The sequence below is a fragment of the Roseateles sp. GW823-FHT07B05 genome (assembly GCF_058794515.1).
Genome location: NZ_JBXAGX010000005.1, coordinates 84020 through 105436, shown reverse-complemented (window position 1 = coordinate 105436; position 21417 = coordinate 84020). Strand labels below are relative to the sequence as shown.

Genomic DNA, 21417 nt, shown 5'->3' with positions numbered 1-21417 from the left:
GATGCTACTGGCTCAAACGGGTTCGGTGCGCGTTGCGGCGGCGGCTGCGTTGGCGCGGCTGCGGTTGCGCAGCACGACGAACAGCAGCAGGCCCAGCAGGATCAGCGGCGAGCCCAGCACGGCACCGGCGCCCAGCAGCGCGGCGAGGATGACCGCCACGACACCGCCAACGATGAGCAGCGGCAGCGCCACGCCCAGCAGCAGCACCAGCGGCACGACGAACAGGCACACGATGCCGGCGATGAACAGGCCCAGCGACGCGCCCAGCCAGTCGCCCAGGCCGTTGCCGAGGAAGAACTCGCCGTCGTCCAGCACGATGTGCATGTCGGGGCCGTGGTGGTTCAGCAGCGCGAAGCCGCCGATCATGGCCAGCAGGACCATCAGCGCACTGCCGATGAACAGGATCTTGAACAAGGTCTTCATGCTGCGACTCCTTCGTCGTTGCGGCTGCGGTAAGGCACGGTGATGGTGACCACGGTGCCCGAGGGTTGGTTCTCGGTGACGGTGACGCTGGCCTTGCTGCCGTGCAGCAGCTGCAGGCGTTCGCGGATGTTGGCCAGGCCCACGCCGGTGCCGCTGGTGGCGGCGCGGCCGAAGCCGAGGCCGGTGTCGGCGACCGTGACGGCGAGCTTGCCGTGCAGGATCTCGGCCTTGACCTTCAGCAGGCCGCCCTCGGCCTTGGGCTCCAGGCCGTGCTTGATGGCGTTCTCGACGAGGCCCTGGATCATCATGGGCGGGAACTCGGCGGACATCAGGCCCTCGGGCACGTCGATCTCGGTCTGCAGGCGCTCTTCCATGCGCATCTTCAGGATCTCGAGGTAGGGCCGGATGACGGCCAGCTCGCGGCCCAGGTCGCGCACGGCGCCGCTGGCGTTGGCCTCGCGCATGGTGGGCATGGAGGCCCGCAGCAGCGCGATGAGGTTCTTCTGCATCTTGCTGGCGGTGGGCGGGTCGACCTCGATGAGGTGGTCGATGCTGGCCAGCGTGTTGAACAGGAAGTGCGGCTCGACCTGCGCCTGCATGGCGGCCATGCGGGCCTCGACGACCTGGCGCTTCAGCGCCTCGGCCTCGGCGTTCTCGGTGGCCTGCGCAGCCTTGACCTCGGCCTGGATGCGGCCCTTGTACATGGCCTTGATGACGGCCGAGGCCAGGATCCACAGGATGGCGAAGTCCACCAGCGAGTCGCCCAGGCGCACGACGGTGACGCGCCGGTGGCTCTGGGCGTCCTTGGTCTCCTCGATGGCCTCCTTCAGCGCGGCCTGGGCCTCGGCGGCGGCCTCCTGGGCCTCCTTGACCTCCTGCGCCTGCTCGCGCAGCTGGCCCAGCTGCTCCTTGGCCTGCTCGACGGCGGCGCGGATGTCCTCGGGGCGGGTGCTCTTGGGGAAGTCCAGCGAGATGGACGGCGCCGACGCGGCCGCATCAGCCGGGGCGATGGGCTCGCCGCTCTCGTCGCGGGCGTCGCTGGCGGCAGAGGCCGCCGGGCGCACCGGCTGCAGCCGCACGCCGCGCTCGTCGATCTTGATCTCGTACTTCAGGCCGGTGTCGACGGGCTGGTTGCGGCCCATGTCCTTCTCGGCGGCCTTGCGGGCGCGTTCGGCGGCCTTCTTGGCGTCGGCCTCGGCCTTGGCCTGGCGGCGCTGGGCGGCGCCGACGTCCTGCTCCTCGAACTCCTGGCTGATGCGCCACGTGAACGGCGGCAGGTTCTTCATCACGTTGACGCCGATCAGCAGCGCCAGCGCCAGCAGCACGAAGCGCTTCCAGCTGATGCCCACCAGCCAGCCGGCGTAGAGGTGGAAGTAGCGCACCACGCTGGCGGAAAAGCGCTGCCAGCGCTCGAACCAGAGCTTCTGCTGGGGGCTGGGGGTGAAGGAGGGAGTCATGGCCGCTTTGTCGTCGTTGGTGCCACTGTACGCAGCGGGTTCGGGGCGCGTGGTGCCGGCACGACGCGCCGGCTCGCGGGGATGACGAACTGCATGGGTGCGCGACAGGCCGTCAGGCCCGGCGTGACAGGCCCGTGAAGCCGCCGTGAATCCGTCACGGACAGACGGCAAAAAGCCCGCCGGAGGGCGGGCTTTTCCTTGGGGGCGGCAGCGCTTACTGCTTGATCGCCTCGACCTGCACCAGCAGGCGGATGGCGTCCGGCGTGACAACCGGCATCGCGTAGGTGATGCCCCACTGGCTGCGCTGGATGGTGGTCTCGAAGTCGCCGCCGCAGACCTCGCGCTTCAGGCGCGGGTTGTCGTAGCAGCCGAAGCCGGTGGCCGTCAGCGTGACGGGCTTGGTCACGCCGCGCAGCGTCAGTTCGCCGGTGACGCTGGCGACCTTGTCGCCGTTGAACGTGAACTTGTCGCCGACGAACTTGGCGGTGGGGAACTCCTCCACGGCGAAGAAGTCCTTGCTCTTCAGGTGGCCGTCGAACGGGCCGGTGCCGGTGGAGATGGAGGCCATGTCGATGGTGAACTCGACCTTGCCGGTCTTGGCGGCCTTGTCCAGCGTGACGGTGCCTTCCTTCTTGTCCCAGCGGCCGCGCAGCGTGCTGGTGCCGAAGTGCTTGGCCTCGAACGTGACCGCGGTGTGGGTCGGGTCGATGGCGTAGGTGGCGCTCTGGGCCTGGGCGGTACCAATGGCGGCGAACAGGGCGGCGAGCAGCAGGGCTTTCTTCATTGCAGGGATCTCCGGGGGTGGGGGAAGGAAAAGGGTTACAGGCCGGCGAACGACAGCTTGAACTTGACGACGACGTCGTTGGCGACGACCGAGGTGTCGGCCCATTCACCGTCGCCGATCTTGAAGTCCAGGCGCTTGATGGGCACGGCCCCTTGCGCCACGCCGCCCGTCAGCGTGATGGGCACGACGACGTCGCGCACGGCACCCTTGATGGTCAGCTTGCCGGCCACGTCGTACTTGGCCGGACCGGTGGGCTTGATGGCGGTGGACACGAACGTGGCCTTGCCGTTGCGCTTGGTGTCGAACCAGGGCACCTTGGCCAGTTCGGCGTCGAAGCTGGCGTCGCCCAGCGATACGCTGCCCAGGTCCACCGTGAAGGCGATCTTGCCGGCCTCGGGCTTCTTGGGGTCGAAGTCCAGCTGGGCGTCGAACTTCTTGAACTTGCCGTCGCTGGACACGCCCATCTGCTTGAACGTGAAGCTGAGGTCGCTCTTGTCGGCCTGCAGCGTGGCGGCCTGGGCCGGCAGCAGCGAGGCGGCCAACAGCAGGGCGGAGAGAAGCTTGGTCATGGGGTGTTCCTGTTCAGGGGCGGCGCAGCGACATGCGGGCCAGCAGACCGTCGCGGTCGATGAAATGGTGTTTGAGCGCGCCGCCCAGGTGGGCCAGCACCAGCGCGGCCAGGCCCCAGGCCAGCGCGCCGTGCACTTCTTCCAGCAGCTCGCCCAGGTCATGGTCCTTGGGCACGAAGTCGGGCAGCGGCAGCACGCCGAACCAGACGATGGGGAAGCCCTTGGCCGAGCTCATGGCCCAGCCGGTCAGCGGCACGGCGAAGAACGCGGCGTACAGCAGCCAGTGCACGGCATGGGCGGCACGGGCCTGCCAGGCGGACATCGGCGGGTCGGCCGGCGGGCGATGCGTGAGGCGCCACAGCAGCCGCAGCGCGGCCAGCGCCAGGATGGTGACGCCGGCCCACTTGTGCCAGTTGTAGAGCTTGACCCGCGTCAGCGAGAACGGCAGGTCGCTCATGTAGAGGCCCACGCCGAAGGCGCCGACGATGGCCAGGGCCATCAGCCAGTGCAGCACGATGGCGACAGGGGTGTAGCGGGTGGCAGGGGTCATCATGGGTTGGCAGTGTGTTCCTCGCAGGGAGGCGGGAGGTTCATGCGCCTTGACGCCATTGTTCAGCGATTTTGAAGGTTGCGCGCTCGCCGGGCGCGGGCCGTGGGTTTGACCCAGTTGCGCCCCGCCGGGCCGCGGCCAGACAGTCGGGCACGGCGGCCGGGCGCCCAGGCCGCAGGTTCTGTTCGAGGCGCAGTCAAAACACATCCATTTGGAGACAGCCCATGACCCAGAAACCCACCGCGCGCCGCCGCTTCATGAAGCGCGCCGCAGCCACCACCGTCGGCGCCGGCGCGCTCGCGGCACCGATGATCTCGACGGCACAGACGACCAGCCTGCGCTTCCAGTCGACCTGGCCCGCGAAAGACATCTTCCACGAGTACGCGCTGGACTTCGCCAAGAAGGTCAACGACATGGCGGGGGGCCGGCTCAAGATCGAGGTGCTGCCGGCCGGCAGCGTGGTGCCGGCCTTCCAGCTGCTGGAAGCCGTCAACAAGGGCACGCTGGACGGCGGCCACGGCGTGGTGGCCTACCACTACGGCAAGAACTCGGCGCTGGCGCTGTGGGGCTCGGGCCCGGGCTTCGGCATGGACCCGAACATGCTGCTGTCCTGGCACAACTACGGCGGCGGCGAGGCGCTGCTGGAGGAGATCTACAAGGCCACGGGCATGGACGTGGTGTCGTTCCTGTACGGCCCCATGCCGACGCAGCCCTACGGCTGGTTCAAGAAGCCGGTGGCCAACCTGGAGCAGATGAAGGGCGTCAAGTTCCGCACCGTGGGCCTGGCGGTGGACCTCTACACCGAGCAGGGCGCGGCCGTGAACCCGCTGCCGGGCGGCGAGATCGTCGCGGCGCTGGACCGCGGCCTCATCGACGCGGCCGAGTTCAACAACGCCACCAGCGACCGCATCCTCGGCTTCCCCGACGTGGCCAAGAACTGCATGCTGCAGAGCTTCCACCAAAGCACCGAGCAGTTCGAGATCCTGTTCAACAAGGCCAAGTACAACGCGCTGCCCAACGAGCTGAAGAAGATCATCGACTACGCGGTGCAGGCGTCCAGCGCCGACATGAGCTGGAAGGCCATCGACCGCAACTCCAAGGACTACGCCGAGATGAAGAAGGCCGGCGTGGCCTTCTACAAGACGCCTGACGCCATCCTGCGCAACCAGCTGGAGTCGTGGGACAAGGTCATCGCGAAGAAGTCCGCCGAGAACCCGCTGTTCAAGAAGGTGCTGGACAGCCAGCGCGCCTTCGCGCAGCGCGCCGGCCAGTGGCAGAACGACTATCTCGTCGACTTCAAGATGGCCTGGAACCATTACTTCAAAAGAGGCTGATCCTTCCCTGCCGTCCGCCCCGCCCGCCGCGGCGGGGTGCCCTCACTGCGGCCAGGAAGGCTCATGGGCATTCAGAAAATTCTGCACACGGCCGACGGCATCAGCACGTGGGTCGGCAAGGCGTTCGCGTGGCTGATCGTCGCGCTGATGCTGCTGGTGGTGGCTGAGGTGTTCAAGCGCTACGCGCTGAACATGCCCACGGCCTGGGTGTTCGACGCCAGCAACATGCTGTACGGCACGCTGTTCATGATGGGCGGCGCCTACGCGCTGGCGCACGACGGCCATGTGCGCGGCGACTTCCTGTACGGCCGCCTTCAGCCGCGCACGCAGGCCGCACTGGATCTCGCGCTCTACCTGCTGTTCTTCCTGCCCGGCATCGGCGCGCTGACGTGGAGCGGCTGGACCTACTTCGGCGACTCGCTGCGCATCCGCGAGACGACGTTCAACGCGACGCCGCTGCCGGTCTACCCGTTCAAGGCCATCATCCCCATCGCCGGCGCGCTGGTCATGCTGCAGGGCCTGGCGGAGATGCTGCGCTGCGTCGTCTGCCTGCGCACCGGCGAATGGACGCCGCGGCTCAGGGACGCCGAGGAGATCGACGTCGTCGAGCAGCAGTTGGCGGCCAGCCTGCATGTGGACGCTGACGCGGCCCGCGAGGCCATCGCCCGCACGAAGGACATCGACGAGGTGGCGCGCCAGCGCAGCAGCGGAGGTGCACAGCATGAGTAACCCCGCCCTCGGCATGCTGATGCTGTCGCTGATCGTCGTCGTCATCCTGCTGGGCTTCCCGACGGCGTTCACGCTGATGGGCCTGGGCATGATGTTCGGCTTCGTCGCCTTCTACGACCCCGGCCAGCCGTGGCTGGACAACCGAATCTTCGACCTGATGGTGCAGCGCGCCTACGGCGCGATGAACAACGACACGCTGCTGTCGATCCCGCTGTTCGTGCTGATGGGCTACATCATGGAACGCGGCGCGCTGGTGGACCGCATGTTCCACAGCGTGCAGCTCGCGTTCCGGCGCCTGCCGGGCTCGCTGGCCGTCACGACGCTGGTGATCTGCACCTTCTGGGGCATCGCCAGCGGGCTGGTCGGCGCAGTCGTCGTGCTGATGGGCGTCATCGCGATGCGACCGATGCTGAAGGCCGGCTACGACACGCGGCTGGCCGCGGGCGTCATCACGGCCGGCGGCACGCTGGGCATCCTGATCCCGCCGTCCGTGATGATCATCGTCTATGCGGCCGTGGCGGGGCAGTCGGTCGTCAAGCTCTACGCGGCGGCGATGTTCCCGGGCTTCTTCCTGGCCTTCCTGTACCTCGTCTACGTGATCGGCTGGGCGCTGCTGGACCCCAAGGTCGCGCCGCAGCTGCCGCCGGAGCAGCAGCGCGCGCCCATCTCGCCGGCCGTGGCGCGGCTGGCGTCGCACTACTCGCCGCGGCTGCTGTGGGCTCTGGTGAAGGCCGTTGCCGCGCCCGCCGCCGCGGCGATGAGCTGGCCGCGCCTGGTGCTGAACCTGCTGCGCGCGCTGGTGCCGGTGTGGCTGGCGCTGGTGTGCCTGGGCACGACGTGGTGGTACGTCACCATCTACACGCAGAAAACCGAGGCCAGCGCGCCGGCGCCGACCGAGCTGTCGGCGCCGCCGGCGTCCAGCGGCGGCCTGGCCGAGCCGCCCGGTTCCAGCAGCAGCGGTCTGGCCGAACCTCCTGGCGCGAGCGGCGGGCTGTCCGAACCGCCTGGCGCCAGCGGCGGCCTCAGCGAGCCCCCCGGCGCGCTGAAGGAGCCCGGTGCCCCCGCCGACGAAGGCCTGCAGCGCATGGGCGGCTCCAGCGGCGAGGCCCCGCACGCCGAGGCCGTGCCGCAGAACTTCTACACCGGCTTCGCCGTCGTCTGCGTGCTGACGGCGCTGCTGCTGGCCTGGTACTACTGGCGCTTCGACGCCGAGCAGTACGAGATCCTGACGATGCTGGTGTCGTCCGTGATGCCGCTGGGCATCCTGACGCTGGTGGTGCTGGGCGTCATTCTGTTCGGCATCACGACGGCCACCGAGTCGGCCGCTGTCGGCGCGGCCGGTGCCTTCCTGATGGCCTGGCAGGCCGGCACGCTGAGCTTCAAGAAGACGCGCGAGGCCGTCTTCCTGACGGCCAAGACCACGTCCATGGTCTGCTGGCTGTTCGTCGGCTCGGCGCTGTTCTCGGCCGTGTTTGCCATCCTGGGCGGACAGGCGCTGGTGGAGCGCTGGGTGCTGTCGATGGACCTGACGCCGCTGCAGTTCATGCTGCTGTCGCAGGCCATCATCTTCGTGCTGGGCTGGCCGCTGGAATGGACCGAGATCATCGTCATCTTCGTGCCCATCTTCCTGCCGCTGCTGGCGCACTTCCAGATCGACCCGCTGCTGTGGGGCGTGCTGGTGTTCGTGAACCTGCAGGCCGCGTTCCTGAGCCCGCCGGTGGCGATGTCGGCCTTCTACCTGAAGGGCGTGAGCCCCCCGCACGTGACGCTGAATCAGATCTTCGCGGGCATGATGCCCTACATGCTCATCGTCATCCTGTGCATGGTGTTCATGTACCTGTGGCCTTCACTGACGCTGTGGCTGCCGGGCTACCTGTACGGCCGGTGACTGTTGGCCCATCGCCCAGCCTCGCCCGCGCTGAACGCGCGTGAGGCTGGGCGGTCCCACGAGGGGACGGCGATGCCCGCGGCGTCGAGCCGCGAGCACATCGCCTGACGGGCCGGCTCGGGAGCGGCCCGGCGCTCGGCCCGAAGACCGCTAACGGCGACTGACGAGGAACACGCCGGACATCACCAGCGCCGTGCCCAGCAGGATCCACGCATTCATCGGCTCGTCGAGCAGGAAGACGCCCATCAGGATGGTGCTCATGGGCCCCACCATGCCCACCTGCGACGACAGCGGTGCGCCGATGCGGGCGATGGCCAGCATCACCATCAGCACCGGCGCCACCGTGCAGGCCGTCGCGTTCAGCAGCGACAGCCACATCACCGGCTCCGGAACGACGAAGGCCGACAGCGGCCGCAGCACGGCGAACTGCGCGATGCACAGCACGCAGGCCACGCTGCTGGCCAGGCCCGCCAGGCGCATGGAGCCGAGCCGCTGCACGACCTTGCCGGACAGCGCCAGGTAGACCGCATAGCTGACGGCGCTGCCGAACACCAGCGCGGCGCCGATGGCGGTGTTGCGGCCTTCGAAGCTGAGCTCGTGCGCGAACACCGCCACCACGCCGGCGTAGCTGATCGCCAGCGCCAGCACCTGGCGTGCCTGCAGCTTGTGGTGGAAGAAGATCACCGACAGCAGCAGCACCAGCGTCGGGTTGAGATACAGGATGAGCCGCTCCAGGCTGGCCGAGATGTAGGCCAGGCCGGCGAAGTCCAGGTAGCTGGCCAGGTAGTAGCCGGTGAAGCCCAACACGGCGATGTCGCGCCAGTCCTGCCGGGTCAGCGCCGGCTTGCCCCGGCCGGCCCACCAGGCCATCGCGAGGAAGAACGGCAGCGCCAGCAGCATGCGCCACATCAGCAGCGTGACGGCATCGACACCGTGCCGGTACGCCAGCTTGACGATGATGGCCTTGCCCGAGAAGCCAATGGCGCCCAGCACCGCCAGCAGCAGGCCCAGGCCTTGCTGCCGCACGAGGCGGGCCGCCGGCGCCGTGTGAGGGGGTTGCATGGCGAGGCAGTCTAGGGCGGCCGCTTCCTGCCGCAGCTCACACCTCGTGAAGTCAGGCTTGCCCGGGCGCCCGCTCCGTCAACGCTGGCACTCCGGCAGCACCCGTGGCGGGCTCTGGCGATGGAACAGCTCGGCCTGCTGGCGCTGCAGGCGCTGCAGCTCGGCCGGGTAGTCCGGCCGCAGCAGGTAGCTGGCGGCCTTCGGCAGGGCCTCCAGCGCCGGCGAGCGCCGCGACATGTGCAGGTACAGCGGCGCCTCGCCCAGCCCGCGCGGAAGCACGCGCACCTGCGCGTTGCAACCCAGCGCCTGCAGCAGCTGCTCGCCGGCCTCGCGCGCCGTCGCCACGGCGTCCAGCCGGCCCAGCAGCAGCTTGCGCATGTTCAGCTCCTCGGTGAGCGCGTTGTCTACCGACGCATGGCGGGCGAGCTGCTGGTCCACCTCTGCACCCAGGCTGACGCCGTGGCCCACGCCGACGCGCAGGCCGGCGAGGTCGTTCCAGCCCTCGAACTTCAGCGCGCTGTCACGGCGCACGAACAGCGCGCCCTCGTTGCGGGCCAGCGCGGGCTCCATGGCCACCGCGTACTGGCGGCGGCGCGGGTTGTCGAACGCGCAGACGATGACGTCGACCTGCCCTTGCTCCACCATCGCCTGGCAGCGCGACCACGGGCCGACGGCCTCCGTGCGCAGCACCCAGCCCGCCGCGGCGAAGGCGCGCCGCGCCATCTCGACGCAGACGCCATGCATCTCGCCCCGGTACTCCCAGCTCATGGGCTGGGCGGCCGGGTGGGCACAGGCCCGCAGCACCGGCTGCGCCAGCGCCACACCGGCCACCAGCAATAGCGGCAGGCCCAGCAAGCTCGACCAACGGACTCGGCCCATGCACGCTCCCCGAACGGCAGTCCTGCGGAGCGCCCATCCTAGGGCCTGATCAGGGCCAGACGCGAGGTCAGCAGCGGGCCAGTAAGGCCTGCCACCTGGCACGCGCCGCGTGCTCGTGGCGGGCCTTCACGTGGCCGTAGCCGCGGATCTCCTCCGGCACGCGCGCCAGCTCCACGGCGGTGGGCAACGACTCGGCGCTCAAGCCGGCCAGCGCCTTGTCGATGCCGGCGCGGTAGTCGGCGATCCAACGGCGCTCCATGCGGCGCTCCTCGGTGTAGCCGAACGCGTCCAGCGCCGTGCCACGCAGGCCCTTCATCTTCGCCAGCAGACCGAAGGCCGGGCGCACCCAGCCGCCGAACGGCTGCTTCACGAGCTCGCCCTTGCTGTTCTTCTTCGCCAGCAGCGGCGGCGCGAGGTGGTGCACCAATTTGTAGTCGCCTTCGAACATGCCGACGACCTTGGCCGTGAACGCCGCGTCGGTGTGCAGGCGCGCCACCTCGTACTCGTCCTTGTAGGCCATCAGCTTGAACAGGTAGCGGGCCACGGCCTCGGTCAGCGTCGTCTTGGCTCCCAGCTTGGCCTCGGCGGCACGCACCTTGTCGACGAAGGCCTTGTACTCGGCCGCGTAGGCGGCGTTCTGGTAGCCGGTCAGGAAGTCCACGCGCTTGGCGACGATCTCGTCCAGGCTCTGGCGCTTGACGAGCTGGATGACGGCCTGCGCGGCGTACAGCGCCTGCACGGCCTTCAGGTCGTGCGCGCAGCGGCGGCCCCATTCGAACGCGGCCTTGTTGTTGTCGACCTGCACACCGTTCAACTCGATGGCGCGCATCAGCGCGTCATAGCTCAGCGGGATGCGGCCCTGCTGCCACGCGTAGCCCAGCATCAGCGGGTTGGTATAGAGCGAGTCGCCCACCAGCTTGACGGCCACTTCCTCGGCATCGAACGAGCCGAAGTGGCTGGCACCCACGGCGCTGGCCACGGCCTGCTCGCAGGCGGCGCCGGGGAAGCTCCAATTGGCGTCGTTCACGAGCGTCGCCGTCGGCGAGCCGTGTGTGTTCAGCGCGACAAAGGTGCGGCCTTCGCGCATGACGGCCAGCGTCGCCTTGTTGGCGGCCACGATGGCGTCGCAGGCGATGACCAGGCGCGCCTCGGCGGTGCCGACCTTGGTGCAGTGGATGGCCTCGGGTGAGTTGGCGATCTGGATGTGGCTCCAGGTCGCGCCGCCCTTCTGGGCCAGACCGGCGGCGTCCTGCGTGATGACGCCCTTGCCTTCCAGGTGCGCGGCCATGCCCAGCAGCTGGCCGATGGTGATGACACCCGTGCCGCCCACGCCGGCAACGACGATGCCCCAGGCTTCTTCCGCGTTCGGGATGACCGGCAGCGGCAGCACGCCCAGTGCCGTGTCGAACGGGCTCTTGCGGCCTTCCTTCTTGGGCTTCTTCAGCTCGCCGCCCTCGACGGTGACGAAGCTGGGGCAGAAGCCCTTCACGCAGGAGTAGTCCTTGTTGCAGGTGTTCTGGTTGATCTGGCGCTTGCGGCCGAAGTCGGTCTCCAGCGGCTCGATGGACAGGCAGTTGGACTGCACCGAGCAGTCACCGCAGCCTTCGCAGACCAGCTCGTTGATGACGACGCGCTTGGCCGGGTCCACCATCTTGCCGCGCTTGCGGCGGCGGCGCTTCTCGGTGGCGCAGGTCTGGTCGTAGATGATGGCCGTGACGCCTTCGATCTCGCGGAACTGGCGCTGGATGTCGTCCAGCTCGTCGCGGTGGTGCACGGTCACGCCGGGCGCCAGCGCCACGCCTTCGTACTTGGCCGGGTCGTCGGTGACGATGACCAGCTTCTTCACGCCCTCCGAGATCACGCTGTTCATGATCTGCAGGACCGTGTGGCCCTCGGGGCGCTCGCCGACCTGCTGGCCGCCGGTCATGGCGACGGCGTCGTTGTAGAGGATCTTGTAGGTGATGTTCACACCCGCGGCGATGCTCTGGCGGATGGCCAGGCTGCCGCTGTGGAAGTAGGTGCCGTCACCCAGGTTGCTGAAGATGTGCTTCTCGTTCGTGAACGGCGCCTGGCCCACCCAGGGCACGCCCTCGCCGCCCATCTGCGTGAACGTGGCCGTGTTGCGGCCGGGCATCCACGTCACCATGTAGTGGCAGCCGATGCCGCCCACGGCGCGCGAGCCCTCGGGCACGCGCGTGCTGGTGTTGTGCGGGCAGCCCGAGCAGAACCACGGCGTGCGGTCGGCGCCGCCGGCGGTCTTTTCCTCGGCCTTGAGGGATGCTTCCTTGGCGTCGATGACCGCCATGCGCGCATCCAGGCGGGCGACGATGTCGCTGTCCACGCCCAGCTTCTTCAGCCGCTTGGTGATGGCGCGGGCAATGATGGCCGGCGTCAGGTCCGCCTGCGGGCGCAGCAACCAGTGGTCGCTGGGGTTGGGCACGCTCCATTCGCCGCCCTCGCCGCCATCACCGGCGTCGAACTTGCCGAGCACGTTGGGCCGCACGTCCGAGCGCCAGTTGTAGAGCTCTTCCTTGACCTGGTACTCGATGATCTGGCGCTTCTCCTCGACGACGAGGATCTCCTGCAGGCCCTTGGCGAACTCGCGCGCCACCTGGGCTTCGAGCGGCCACACCACGTTGACCTTGTGCAGCCGGATGCCGATGCGGCGGCAGGTGTCGTCGTCCAGGCCCAGGTCGTGCAGCGCCTGGCGGGTGTCGTTGAAGGCCTTGCCGCTGGTGATGAGGCCGAAGCGGTCGTTCGGCCCCTCGATGACGTTGTAGTTCAGGCGGTTGGCGCGGATGTAGGCCAGCGCGGCGTACCACTTGAAGTTCATCATCCGCGCTTCCTGCTCCAGCGGTGGGTCGGGCCAGCGGATGTGCAGGCCGCCCGGCGGGACGACGAAGTCCTCGGGCAGGATGATGTTGACGCGGTCGGGGTCCACGCTGACGGAGGCCGACGATTCGACGATCTCCTGGATGGTCTTCATGCCCGCCCACAGGCCGGAGAAGCGGCTCATCGCGAACGCATGCAGGCCCATGTCCAGGATGTCCTGCACGCTGCTCGGGAAGAAGGTCGGGAAGCCGACGGCCTTGAAGACGTGGTCGCTCTGGTGGGCGGCGGTCGAACTCTTGGCGATGTGGTCGTCACCCGCGATGGCGATGACGCCGCCGTGCTTGGACGTGCCGGCCATGTTGGCGTGCTTGAAGACGTCGATGCAGCGGTCCACGCCCGGGCCCTTGCCGTACCAGAGGCCGAACACGCCGTCGAACTTGGCCTTCTCGGGGAAGAGATCGAGCTGCTGCGTGCCCCAGACGGCCGTGGCGCCCAGTTCCTCGTTGACACCCGGCTGGAACACGATGTTCTGCTTGGCCAGGTGCTTCTTGGCCTGCCACAGCGCCTGGTCATACGTGCCCAGTGGCGAGCCGCGGTAGCCGCTGATGAAGCCGGCGGTGTTCAGCCCGGCCATCGCGTCGCGCGTGCGCTGCAGCATGGGCAGGCGCACCAGGGCCTGCACGCCGCTCATGAAGGCGCGGCCTGAATCGAGCGCGTATTTGTCGTCGAGGGTGACGGTCTGCAGGGCGCGCAGGATGTGATCGGGCAGCGGGGCGTTCATCGGGTGGGGCTCCTGAGTGGCGACCCGTGCGGCAGGCCCTTGTGAGGCGATCGAGCGGGTCTCTGGCCAGTATGGCCGGACCGGTCAGTGTAGGGAAAGGGGGGCGCCGGTTGCTTTCCAATTTGCGCCCGCCAGCGACCTCTTCAGCAACATCCTTGCTCATTCTGAGAAAATTCGTTCAATCCATATCGAAAACACGCCGACAAGGGCAAACCATGAGTTCCGACGCGCTCGACCGGTACCACATCGCCATCCTGGCCGAGCTGCAGCGCGACGCCCGCCAGTCCAACGCCGAGCTGGCCCAGCGTGTGGGCCTGTCGGCGGCGCCCACGTGGCGGCGCGTGAAGTGGCTGGAGGAGCAGGGCTACATCACCGGCTACCGCGCCGAGCTGGACCGCCGCAAGATCGGCCTGGGCGTGCTGGCGTTCGTGCGCGTGGACACCGAGCGCAGCGCCGCCACGGCCACCAAGGCGCTGGAGGACGAGATCCGCCGCCTGCCCGAGGTCATCGCCTGCCACTACATCTCGGGCGCCGGCACCTTCGAGCTGCAGGTCATGGCGACGGACCTGGACGCCTTCTCGCGCTTCTCCATCAACACGCTGCTGAAGCTGCCCAACGTGAAGGACATCCACACCAGCTTCTCGCTGGGCGAGGTGAAGGCCGGCGGCGCGCTGCCGCTGGCGCATCTGGCGGGCTGACGACAGCCTGGGGCGGTGGTGCGGGCATAGACTGGGCCGCTCGCCGCCGCTGCAAAGGCCCGCCATGATCCCGAGCGACACCCCCAAGATGCAAATGCCCAGCCTGCTCAGCAAGCTGGGCAAGATGACCTCCATCCGCGACACCGCGCTGCTGGAGCAGAGCCTGCTGAAGACGCTGTGCCCGATGCTGGGCGTGCTCGACTCGTCGCTGTACCGCATCGACGACCTCACGTCCGCCGTGCGCGTGCTGCACCACCACCATTCGCGCGTCGTCGAGTCCGACGGCATGGCGCGCCTGGTGGAGCGCAACGAGGAGGTGTTCAACGACGCCAACATCGAGCCCGACGTGCGCGCGCTGCTGGACAACGTGCGGCTGCTGGGCAAGCCCTGCACGCGCAAGCGCGCCCAGGCGCAGGACCTGCTCGTCGCCTACCCGCTGTTCGGCGGCCGCGAGATCTGCGGCTACTTCGTCTTCACGCGCGACCGCGAGGTCACGCTGACCGAGGACGCCATCATCAAGGGCGTGCTGGAGGTCTATGCGAACTACTACGACCTGCTGGACGTCAGCCAGCGCGACCGGCTGACCGGGCTGCTCAACCGCCAGGCGCTGGAGAACAGCTTCGACCGCATCTGGAGCATCCTGTCGCGCAGCGAGCAGCCCGGCGCGGCACCGGACGGGCGGCGCATGCACGCCCCGTCGTCGCACTGGATCGCCGTCGTCGACGTGGACCACTTCAAGCGGGTCAACGACACCTACGGCCACGTCGTCGGCGACGAGGTGCTGCTGCTCATCTCGCGGCTGATGATGTCGGCGCTGCGCGCGTCGGACCTGCTGTTCCGCTACGGCGGCGAGGAGTTCGTGCTGCTGTTCTCGGCCAAGGACTCCCAGGACGCGCTGGCCATCCTCGAACGCCTGCGGCAGACCGTGGAACAGCACATCTTCCCGCAGGTGGGCCGCGCCACCATCAGCATCGGGCTCAGCCACGCCGACCCCAACGACCTGCCGCAGGAAGTGCTGGCCTGGGCCGACCGCGCGCTCTACCAGGCCAAGGAGACCGGCCGCAACCGCGTCTGCGACTACCAGGCGCTGGTGCGCCAGGGCGAGGTTGAGGCTCCCAGCTACGGCGGCTCCGAGCTGTTCTGACGCCCCGCCGGCAAGGCCCGGCACCGCGTCGCGACGCGTTAGGCTAGGGGCCATGGCGATGTCGTTCCTCAGACGGCTGGGCACACTCTGGCTGGGCACCGACGCCGACCAGCGGCTGCGGCTTCGCCAGACCTCGCTGGCGATGCTGCTCATGGTGATCAGCGTGTCGGTGCTGCACTACGCGGTCAGGCTGTCCGGCAGCCAGGCCGACTCCCTGCTGTGGGCTTGGTCGGCGTGCTCGCTGGGTGGCATGGTCGTGTTCTACACGGCCATCCGCAGCGGCTGGTCGCGCCGGCTGGACGACCCGTCGATGACGCGCGAGCAGATCGCCTTCGCCCTCACCGCCGCCGCGCTGGGCTATGCGCAGGCCGGGCCGCTGCGCGGCGCCTGCTTCCCTGTGCTCAACCTGATCCTGATGTTCGGAATGTTCCAACTGCGCGCCAGCCATGCCTACGGGCTGTGCCTGTTCGCGCTGGCGCTGTTCGGCGGCGTCATGGCCACGATGGCCGTGCGCCAGCCCGCGGCCTACCCGCCGGAGGTGGAGGTGGGCCATTTCCTGATGCTGGCCTTCATGCTGCCGGCCGTGGCCGTGCTGACGGCGCGGCTGAGCCGCATCCGGCGCCGGCTGTCGCACCAGCGCGCCGAGCTGGCCCGCGCACTGGCCCAGCTGCAGGCCATTGCCACGCGCGACGAACTCACCGGCCTGCCCAACCGCCGCCAGATGCAGGCGCTGATGGACCAGGAGCAGCTGCGCTCCGAACGCCACCACCACGACTTCTGCATCGCCATCGCGGACTTCGACCACTTCAAGCACGTCAACGACACCCACGGGCACGCGGCCGGCGACACGGTGCTGCGCACCTTCGCCCGGGCCGGCCAGGCCGCACTGCGCGCCACCGACGTGCTGTCGCGCTGGGGCGGCGAGGAGTTCCTCGTGCTGCTGCCCGAGACGCCGCTGCCGCTGGCCCGCGCCGGCATGGAGCGGCTGCGCCAGCAGGTGGCCGCGCTGCGCATCGACATCGGCGAGGCGCAGCCCGTCAGCATCACCGTGTCCATCGGCGTGACCGGCCACCGCCCTGGCGAGCCGCTGACCGAGACGCTGGAGCGCGCCGACCGGCTGCTGTACCAGGCCAAGTCCGAAGGCCGCGACCGCGTCTGCACGGATGCATGAGCTCCGCTGGGGGGCGGGCGGCGCCCGGCCCGCACAATGGCTGACTCCATGACCCCATCGCCCCTGCTACCCCTGCGCCACCTGCTGCTTGCCCTCGCCGTCGTGGCCATCTGGGGCAGCAACTTCGTCGTCATCAAGTACGCGCTGGCCGTCATGCCGCCCATGACGCTGGCCGTGCTGCGCTTCGCCATCGCGTTCGTGCCGGCCTGCTTCTTCCTGCCGCGGCCGGCCGTGGGCTGGCGCAACCTGGCGGGCTACGGGCTGTTCGTCGGCATGGGCCAGTTCGGGCTGCTGTACCTGGCCATGCGCAGCGAGATCTCGCCGGGCCTGGCCTCGCTGGTCATCCAGACACAGGTGTTCTTCACGCTGCTGCTGGCCATGCGGCTGAGCGGCGAACGCATACAGGTGAACACCTGGCTCGGCCTGGCATTGGCCGTCGCGGGCATCGCCGTCATCGTGGCGCACACCGACGGCAGCACCACGCCGCTGGGCTTGGGGCTGGTGCTGGCCGCGGCGTTCTCGTGGGCCTGCGGCAACCTCGTCGGCAAGCGGGCCGGCGGCGTCAACATGCTGGCCTACGTCGTCTGGAGCAGCGCGTTCGCGGTGCCGCCGCTGCTGGTGCTGGCGCTGCTGGTGGACGGCCCCGATCGCATCGCACCGGCACTGGCCGCGGCCGGCGCCGGCACCTGGGCCGCCGTGCTGTGGCAGAGCTTCGCGAACACGCTGTTCGGCTACGGCTGCTGGGCCTGGCTGCTGGCCCGGCACCCGGCCGCGCGCATCGTGCCGATGGCGCTGCTGGTGCCGGTGTTCGGCATGGGCGCCGCCGCCTTGCTGCTGGGCGAGCCGCTGCCGGGCTGGAAGCTGCTGGCGGCGGCGCTGGTCATGGCCGGTCTGGCGATCAATCTGTTCGGGCCGCGGCTTTTGGCGACACGCCCCCGGCCGGCACGGGACTAAGCTCGGGGGCATGAAGCGCCGCCCCCTGTTCCTGCTGATGCTGATGCCCCTGCTCGCGAACGCCGCGCCGCCGGAGGTGCAGCTGCTCGTCGAACTGCGCTGGGTGGACACGCTCTTGCCGCCGTCGGCCCAGGCCGGCGTGCGCGACGGCGCCACCGTCGTCGGCACGGCCGGCGCCGTGTCGCCGCGCGGCCCGGGCGTCGTCACGTCCACCGCCCCCGCGGTGTCGCTGCCGACGCAGCGCCTGCTGGTGCAGAACGGCCAGCGCGCCGACGTACGGCTGACGACCCGCGAACCGCTGCAATGGGTGGACACCACCGTGGAGCTGGACGCCAGCCACGCGACCCGGCGCGTCTACGCCAGGCCGGCCACGCAGGAGCGCGCCGTCACGCACAGCTTCATGGTCACGCCCACCTGGGCGGGCGGTGCCGCACCCGTGCGCGTCGTGTTCGACGTGCAGGAGGGCGACAACGCCTTCCGCTCGACGCTGGACCTGCCGATGGAGCGCTGGCACACCGCGGCGCGCATCGGCGGCGCCACACCGGCCGCGCCGCGCGGCACCGTCAGCAGCCGCGACGCCGCGGGCCAGCCCGAGCGCGAGCTGCAGCTGCGGGTGTCGATTCAGCTCTGAGCGGCGCCGAGCGCCGCGTTGATCTGCGGATAGGGCGCCGCGCCGTCGAACAGGTCGTCGCAGGCGCCGTGCTGCAGGAAGCCCGCCGCCGCCCGCTGCGCCCGCCCCCAGGCGGCCTCGGCGATGGCGCTGCCGGCACTGACGCGGCGCACGCCTAGGCGCTGCAGCTCGTCCAGGCCCGGCATCGCGGGCCGCGCCATCACATTCAGCGGCAGCGGCTGGCCGGCCACCAGCGCGGCGATGTCGCCCGCCGCCGTCACGCCAGCCGCGAACAGCCCGTCGGCGCCGGCTGCCGCGTAGTCGCGGGCACGCAGCAGCGTCTCCTCCACCGCGCGACCCGGCGCCAGGTTCTTCAGCCAGACATCGCAGCGCGCGTTGATGAACAGGTCCACGCCGGCGCGGGCCACGGCCGCCTTGATGGCCTCGACCTTGCGGCACAGCAGCGCCGGCGCGCCGGCACCGTCCTCCAGGTTGATGCCCACGGCGCCCGCGTCGGCCAGGCGCATGACGTTGTCGGCCACGGTGGCCGGGTCGTCGCTGTAGCCGGCCTCGCTGTCGGCCGACAGCGGCACGCGCGTGACGCGGGCGATGCGGCGCAGCGCGGCCGCATGCTCCTCGACGGGCAGCTGGTTGCCGTCGGCATAGCCCAGCGCCCAGGCCAGCCCGGCGCTGGTGGTGGCGATGGCGGGCACGCCCAGCGCCTGCACCAGCACGGCGCTGCCGGCGTCCCAGACGTTGGCGATCTTCAGGAGCGCGGGGCCCTGGTGCAGCTGGCGGAAGTTCATGGCGGTCTTGGTGCAGAGGTTGAAGGGTTGCCATGCTGCCTGGACCTGCTGCCAGCGCATGGCAGCGGCGTGGCGTCGACAGCTGTCGCCCGCCGCAGCGAAGTGAGCGATACCAGGCAGGCGGCCGAACTGCCAAGTTCTTCGCACTGAGCGACGCGGACTGCGTGTAACGTGACTGCTTTTGAACAGCAGCCACGCCCGATGAGACTCGCCTTGATCGCCCACGACGGCAAGAAGGACGCCATGATCGCCCTCGCCGCCGAGTTCCTGCCGCTGCTGCGCGGCTGCTCGCTGCTGGCCACCGGCACCACCGGCGCCCGCCTCGCCGAGGCCCACGGCCTGACGGTGGAGCGCATGCTCAGCGGCCCCTGGGGCGGCGACCTGCAGATCGGCGCGCGGCTGGCGGTGGGCGAGCTGGACGGCGTCGTCTTCCTGCGCGACCCGATGACGCCGCAGCCGCACGAACCCGACATCAACGCGCTGGTGCGCGCCTGCGACGTGCACGACGTGCCCTGCGCCACCAACGTGGCCACCGCGCGGCTGCTGCTGCAGCGCTGGAGCCAGGCGTGACGCCACGCGGCCGGAGCACCCGCCAGTGACCCTGGGTGCACGGCCGCCAACCCGCCTGTCGAGGCGGCTGCGCATCCGCACCCGGCTGGGCCTGGCCTTCGGGCTGCTGCTGCTGCTGTTGATGGGCCTGGCGGCACTGTCGGTGGTGCGGCTGGCGGGGCTGTCTGATGCGCTGAACCAGATCGTCGACGAGCAGGCCGCCATCCGCGACGCCGTCAACGAGATCAACCGCAACGCCGAAGCCGCCGCGCGCAAGCTGCTGGTGCTGATGAGCCCGGACGACGAGCTGCGTCTGGCCGCCTACCCTGAGATCACCGCCGCCAACGCGCGGCTGGACGACGCGATGCAGCGCCTGGCGCTGATGCTGCCGCCCGGGCCGCGCAGCGAGCGGCTGGCCGAGGTGCGCCAGAGCCTGGCTGAGTACCGCGCCGCCTACGTCGCGGTGCGCGACCTCATCGAGTACGACGACTTCCTGGCCGCCCGCGCGCAGCTGGGCGGTAACACCGAGGAGGCGCTGTCGCTGTTCGTCGGCGCCATTTTCCAGCTGGCCGCCAGCGAGGAGCGCACCGGCACGGCCAAGGCCCGCGAGCTGCGCGAGCAGATCGACCGCGACCGCACAGGCGTGCTGGCGCTGTGCGTGGGTGCGCTGGTGGCCGGCGCGCTGCTGGCCGTCAGCGTCACTCGCTCCATCGTGCGGCCGCTCAAGCGCGCCGAGGACGGCGCCGAGCTCATCGCGCAGGGCCAGTACGGCCACCGCATCGAGGTGGACTCCGCCGACGAGCTGGGCCACATGGCCGCCGCGATGAACACCATGGCCATCGCCGTCGGCGAACGCGAGGCCGAGCTGCGCCGCCTGGCCGACGTGGACCTGCTGACCGGCCTGCCGCAGCGCGCCCGCTTCATCGCCGACGGCGACCGGCTGCTGGCCGACCTGAAGGACCGCCAGCAGCTGGCCGCACTGATCTGCCTGGACGTGGACCGGCTCAAGGCCGTCAACGGCGTGCTGGGCTTCGACGCCGGTGACGCGCTGCTGCGCGGCGCGGCCACCAAGCTCGCGTCGCTGTTCGACGACGGCGCCGCCGCCTACGGCCGGCTGGCCGGCGGCACCTTCGCGGCGCTGGCGCCGGTGGCGCGGCTGGAGCACGGCGCCGCGCTCGCCGCTCAGCTGCGCGAGGAGGTGGAGCACAAGCTGTCGTGGCAGGGACAGTCGCTGGACCTGTCCGTGTCGCTGGGCGTGGCCCACTGGCCCGAGCATGCCGACGACACCGAGACGCTGCTGCGCCGCGCCGAGCAGGCCATGTTCGAGGCCAAGCGGCTGCGCCAGCCGGTGTCCGTCTACAACCCCAGCGCCGAGGCCGCACGAGCGCTGCACCTGAGCCTGCTGTCCGACCTGCACACCGCCATCCAGCAGGACCAGCTGCGCCAGTACCTGCAGCCCAAGCGCGACCTGGCCAACGGCCGCATCGTCGGCGCCGAGGCGCTGGTGCGCTGGCAGCACCCGCAACGCGGCTGGCTGCCGCCGTGCGACTTCATCCCCTTCGCCGAGCGCAGCGGCCGCATCCGCCAGATCACCGACTGGATGCTGGCCCGCGCCGTGCGCACGCTGGCCGAGCGCGAGGCGGCCGGCCTGGCGCCGCTGTACATCGCCGTCAACATCTCCACGCTGGACATCCAGGACCAGACGCTGCCCGCCCGCCTCGCCGCGATGCTGGCCGAGTACCGCGTGGACCCCGGGCAGTTGCAGCTAGAAGTGACCGAGACCGGCCTGATGTCCAGCGGCACCGACCCCATCGCCGTGCTGCACGCGCTGAAGAGCTGGGGGGTGCGCCTGGCCATCGACGACTTCGGCACCGGGCAATCCTCGCTGGCCTACCTGCAGCACCTGCCAGTGGACGAGCTGAAGATCGACCGCAGCTTCGTGCAGGACGTGCACACCGACCCGCGCCGCGAGGCGCTGCTGAAATCCATCGTCGGCGTGGGCCAGGGCCTGGGCCTGACGGTGACGGCCGAGGGCGTGGAGAACGCGGCCGAGCTGACCGTCGTCACACGCTGCGGCTGCAACCTGCTGCAGGGCTATCTGCTGGCCAAACCCATGGACCTGCCGGCCCTGGAAGACTGGCTGCGCACAACAGGCTAAAATCCGCGCCTTTCGTCGCTGTTTTGCGATTCAGCCCCT

General features: G+C 69.9%; 19 protein-coding genes. 10 read left to right on the top strand and 9 right to left on the bottom strand.

Annotated elements, in window-relative coordinates:
• Nucleotides 1-12 precede the first annotated feature (12 nt).
• The 5 genes from AC1Q7O_RS12875 to AC1Q7O_RS12855 all read right to left on the bottom strand — a co-directional run bounded on the left by AC1Q7O_RS12875 (nucleotide 13) and on the right by AC1Q7O_RS12855 (nucleotide 3783).
• Nucleotides 13-423 carry a hypothetical protein gene (locus AC1Q7O_RS12875; RefSeq protein WP_492661324.1) on the bottom strand — a complete coding sequence of 137 codons (411 nt, stop codon included), beginning with the start codon at nucleotides 421-423 and terminating at the stop codon, nucleotides 13-15.
• Nucleotides 420-1880: a sensor histidine kinase gene (locus tag AC1Q7O_RS12870; RefSeq protein ID WP_492661325.1), complete on the bottom strand. Its 1461-nt coding sequence runs from the start codon at nucleotides 1878-1880 to the stop codon at nucleotides 420-422. Before AC1Q7O_RS12870 ends, AC1Q7O_RS12875 begins: the two co-directional genes overlap by 4 nt.
• Nucleotides 1881-2094: 214 nt before the next feature.
• Entirely contained in the window at nucleotides 2095-2664 is a 570-nt protein-coding gene (locus AC1Q7O_RS12865; protein ID WP_492661326.1) for a YceI family protein, read from the bottom strand.
• 35 nt (nucleotides 2665-2699) lie between these two features.
• Nucleotides 2700-3233, bottom strand: a complete 534-nt coding sequence (locus AC1Q7O_RS12860) for a YceI family protein (RefSeq protein WP_492661327.1) — start codon at nucleotides 3231-3233, stop codon at nucleotides 2700-2702.
• Between the two features lie 13 nt (nucleotides 3234-3246).
• Nucleotides 3247-3783 (bottom strand): cytochrome b, encoded by a 537-nt coding sequence (locus AC1Q7O_RS12855; RefSeq protein WP_492661407.1) that lies wholly within the window; start codon nucleotides 3781-3783, stop codon nucleotides 3247-3249.
• Between the two features lie 224 nt (nucleotides 3784-4007).
• Between AC1Q7O_RS12855 and AC1Q7O_RS12850 the strand changes: the two genes are divergently transcribed.
• The 3 genes from AC1Q7O_RS12850 to AC1Q7O_RS12840 all read left to right on the top strand — a co-directional run bounded on the left by AC1Q7O_RS12850 (nucleotide 4008) and on the right by AC1Q7O_RS12840 (nucleotide 7734).
• Complete coding sequence (locus tag AC1Q7O_RS12850) at nucleotides 4008-5117, top strand: TRAP transporter substrate-binding protein (RefSeq protein WP_492661328.1); 1110 nt, start codon at nucleotides 4008-4010, stop codon at nucleotides 5115-5117.
• A 63-nt stretch (nucleotides 5118-5180) separates the two neighbouring features.
• A complete protein-coding gene (locus AC1Q7O_RS12845) occupies nucleotides 5181-5846 on the top strand; it encodes a TRAP transporter small permease subunit (protein ID WP_492661329.1) in 666 nt (221 codons plus the stop codon).
• Nucleotides 5839-7734, top strand: coding sequence for a TRAP transporter large permease (locus AC1Q7O_RS12840; protein WP_492661330.1), 1896 nt, complete (start codon nucleotides 5839-5841; stop codon nucleotides 7732-7734). The genes AC1Q7O_RS12845 and AC1Q7O_RS12840 overlap by 8 nt, the downstream gene beginning before the upstream one ends.
• A gap of 150 nt (nucleotides 7735-7884) precedes the next feature.
• On the opposite strand, the gene AC1Q7O_RS12835 is transcribed toward AC1Q7O_RS12840, so the two are convergent.
• From AC1Q7O_RS12835 to AC1Q7O_RS12825, 3 genes are all read right to left on the bottom strand, one after another.
• A complete protein-coding gene (locus AC1Q7O_RS12835; protein ID WP_492661331.1) occupies nucleotides 7885-8796 on the bottom strand; it encodes a DMT family transporter in 912 nt (303 codons plus the stop codon).
• Nucleotides 8797-8874: 78 nt separating this feature from the next.
• Nucleotides 8875-9675 carry a substrate-binding periplasmic protein gene (locus AC1Q7O_RS12830; RefSeq protein ID WP_492661332.1) on the bottom strand — a complete coding sequence of 267 codons (801 nt, stop codon included), beginning with the start codon at nucleotides 9673-9675 and terminating at the stop codon, nucleotides 8875-8877.
• 67 nt (nucleotides 9676-9742) lie between these two features.
• Nucleotides 9743-13288, bottom strand: a complete 3546-nt coding sequence (locus tag AC1Q7O_RS12825) for an indolepyruvate ferredoxin oxidoreductase family protein (RefSeq protein WP_492661333.1) — start codon at nucleotides 13286-13288, stop codon at nucleotides 9743-9745.
• Between the two features lie 215 nt (nucleotides 13289-13503).
• Here AC1Q7O_RS12825 and AC1Q7O_RS12820 point away from each other — a divergent pair, with 215 nt between their 5' ends.
• The 5 genes from AC1Q7O_RS12820 to AC1Q7O_RS12800 all read left to right on the top strand — a co-directional run bounded on the left by AC1Q7O_RS12820 (nucleotide 13504) and on the right by AC1Q7O_RS12800 (nucleotide 17886).
• A complete protein-coding gene (locus tag AC1Q7O_RS12820) occupies nucleotides 13504-13986 on the top strand; it encodes an Lrp/AsnC family transcriptional regulator (RefSeq protein ID WP_492661334.1) in 483 nt (160 codons plus the stop codon).
• Nucleotides 13987-14050: 64 nt separating this feature from the next.
• Nucleotides 14051-15130, top strand: coding sequence for a GGDEF domain-containing protein (locus AC1Q7O_RS12815; RefSeq protein WP_492662706.1), 1080 nt, complete (start codon nucleotides 14051-14053; stop codon nucleotides 15128-15130).
• A gap of 52 nt (nucleotides 15131-15182) precedes the next feature.
• A complete protein-coding gene (locus tag AC1Q7O_RS12810; protein WP_492661336.1) occupies nucleotides 15183-16301 on the top strand; it encodes a diguanylate cyclase in 1119 nt (372 codons plus the stop codon).
• Between the two features lie 48 nt (nucleotides 16302-16349).
• The gene (locus AC1Q7O_RS12805; RefSeq protein ID WP_492661337.1) at nucleotides 16350-17255 is read left to right on the top strand and encodes an EamA family transporter; all 906 of its coding nucleotides are present in this window, start codon (nucleotides 16350-16352) and stop codon (nucleotides 17253-17255) included.
• Nucleotides 17256-17265: 10 nt separating this feature from the next.
• Complete coding sequence (locus tag AC1Q7O_RS12800) at nucleotides 17266-17886, top strand: hypothetical protein (RefSeq protein WP_492661338.1); 621 nt, start codon at nucleotides 17266-17268, stop codon at nucleotides 17884-17886.
• Here the strand turns inward: AC1Q7O_RS12800 and AC1Q7O_RS12795 are convergent.
• Nucleotides 17877-18671, bottom strand: coding sequence for an isocitrate lyase/PEP mutase family protein (locus AC1Q7O_RS12795; protein WP_492661339.1), 795 nt, complete (start codon nucleotides 18669-18671; stop codon nucleotides 17877-17879). The two genes, AC1Q7O_RS12800 and AC1Q7O_RS12795, sit on opposite strands and share 10 nt — an antisense overlap.
• Before the next feature lie 201 nt (nucleotides 18672-18872).
• On the opposite strand from AC1Q7O_RS12795, the gene AC1Q7O_RS12790 reads away from it, so the two are divergent.
• Together AC1Q7O_RS12790 and AC1Q7O_RS12785 are read left to right on the top strand one after the other, a co-directional pair.
• A complete protein-coding gene (locus AC1Q7O_RS12790; RefSeq protein ID WP_394513959.1) occupies nucleotides 18873-19241 on the top strand; it encodes a methylglyoxal synthase in 369 nt (122 codons plus the stop codon).
• A gap of 25 nt (nucleotides 19242-19266) precedes the next feature.
• A complete protein-coding gene (locus tag AC1Q7O_RS12785) occupies nucleotides 19267-21378 on the top strand; it encodes a putative bifunctional diguanylate cyclase/phosphodiesterase (RefSeq protein WP_492661340.1) in 2112 nt (703 codons plus the stop codon).
• The last annotated feature ends 39 nt before the right edge of the window (nucleotides 21379-21417 follow it).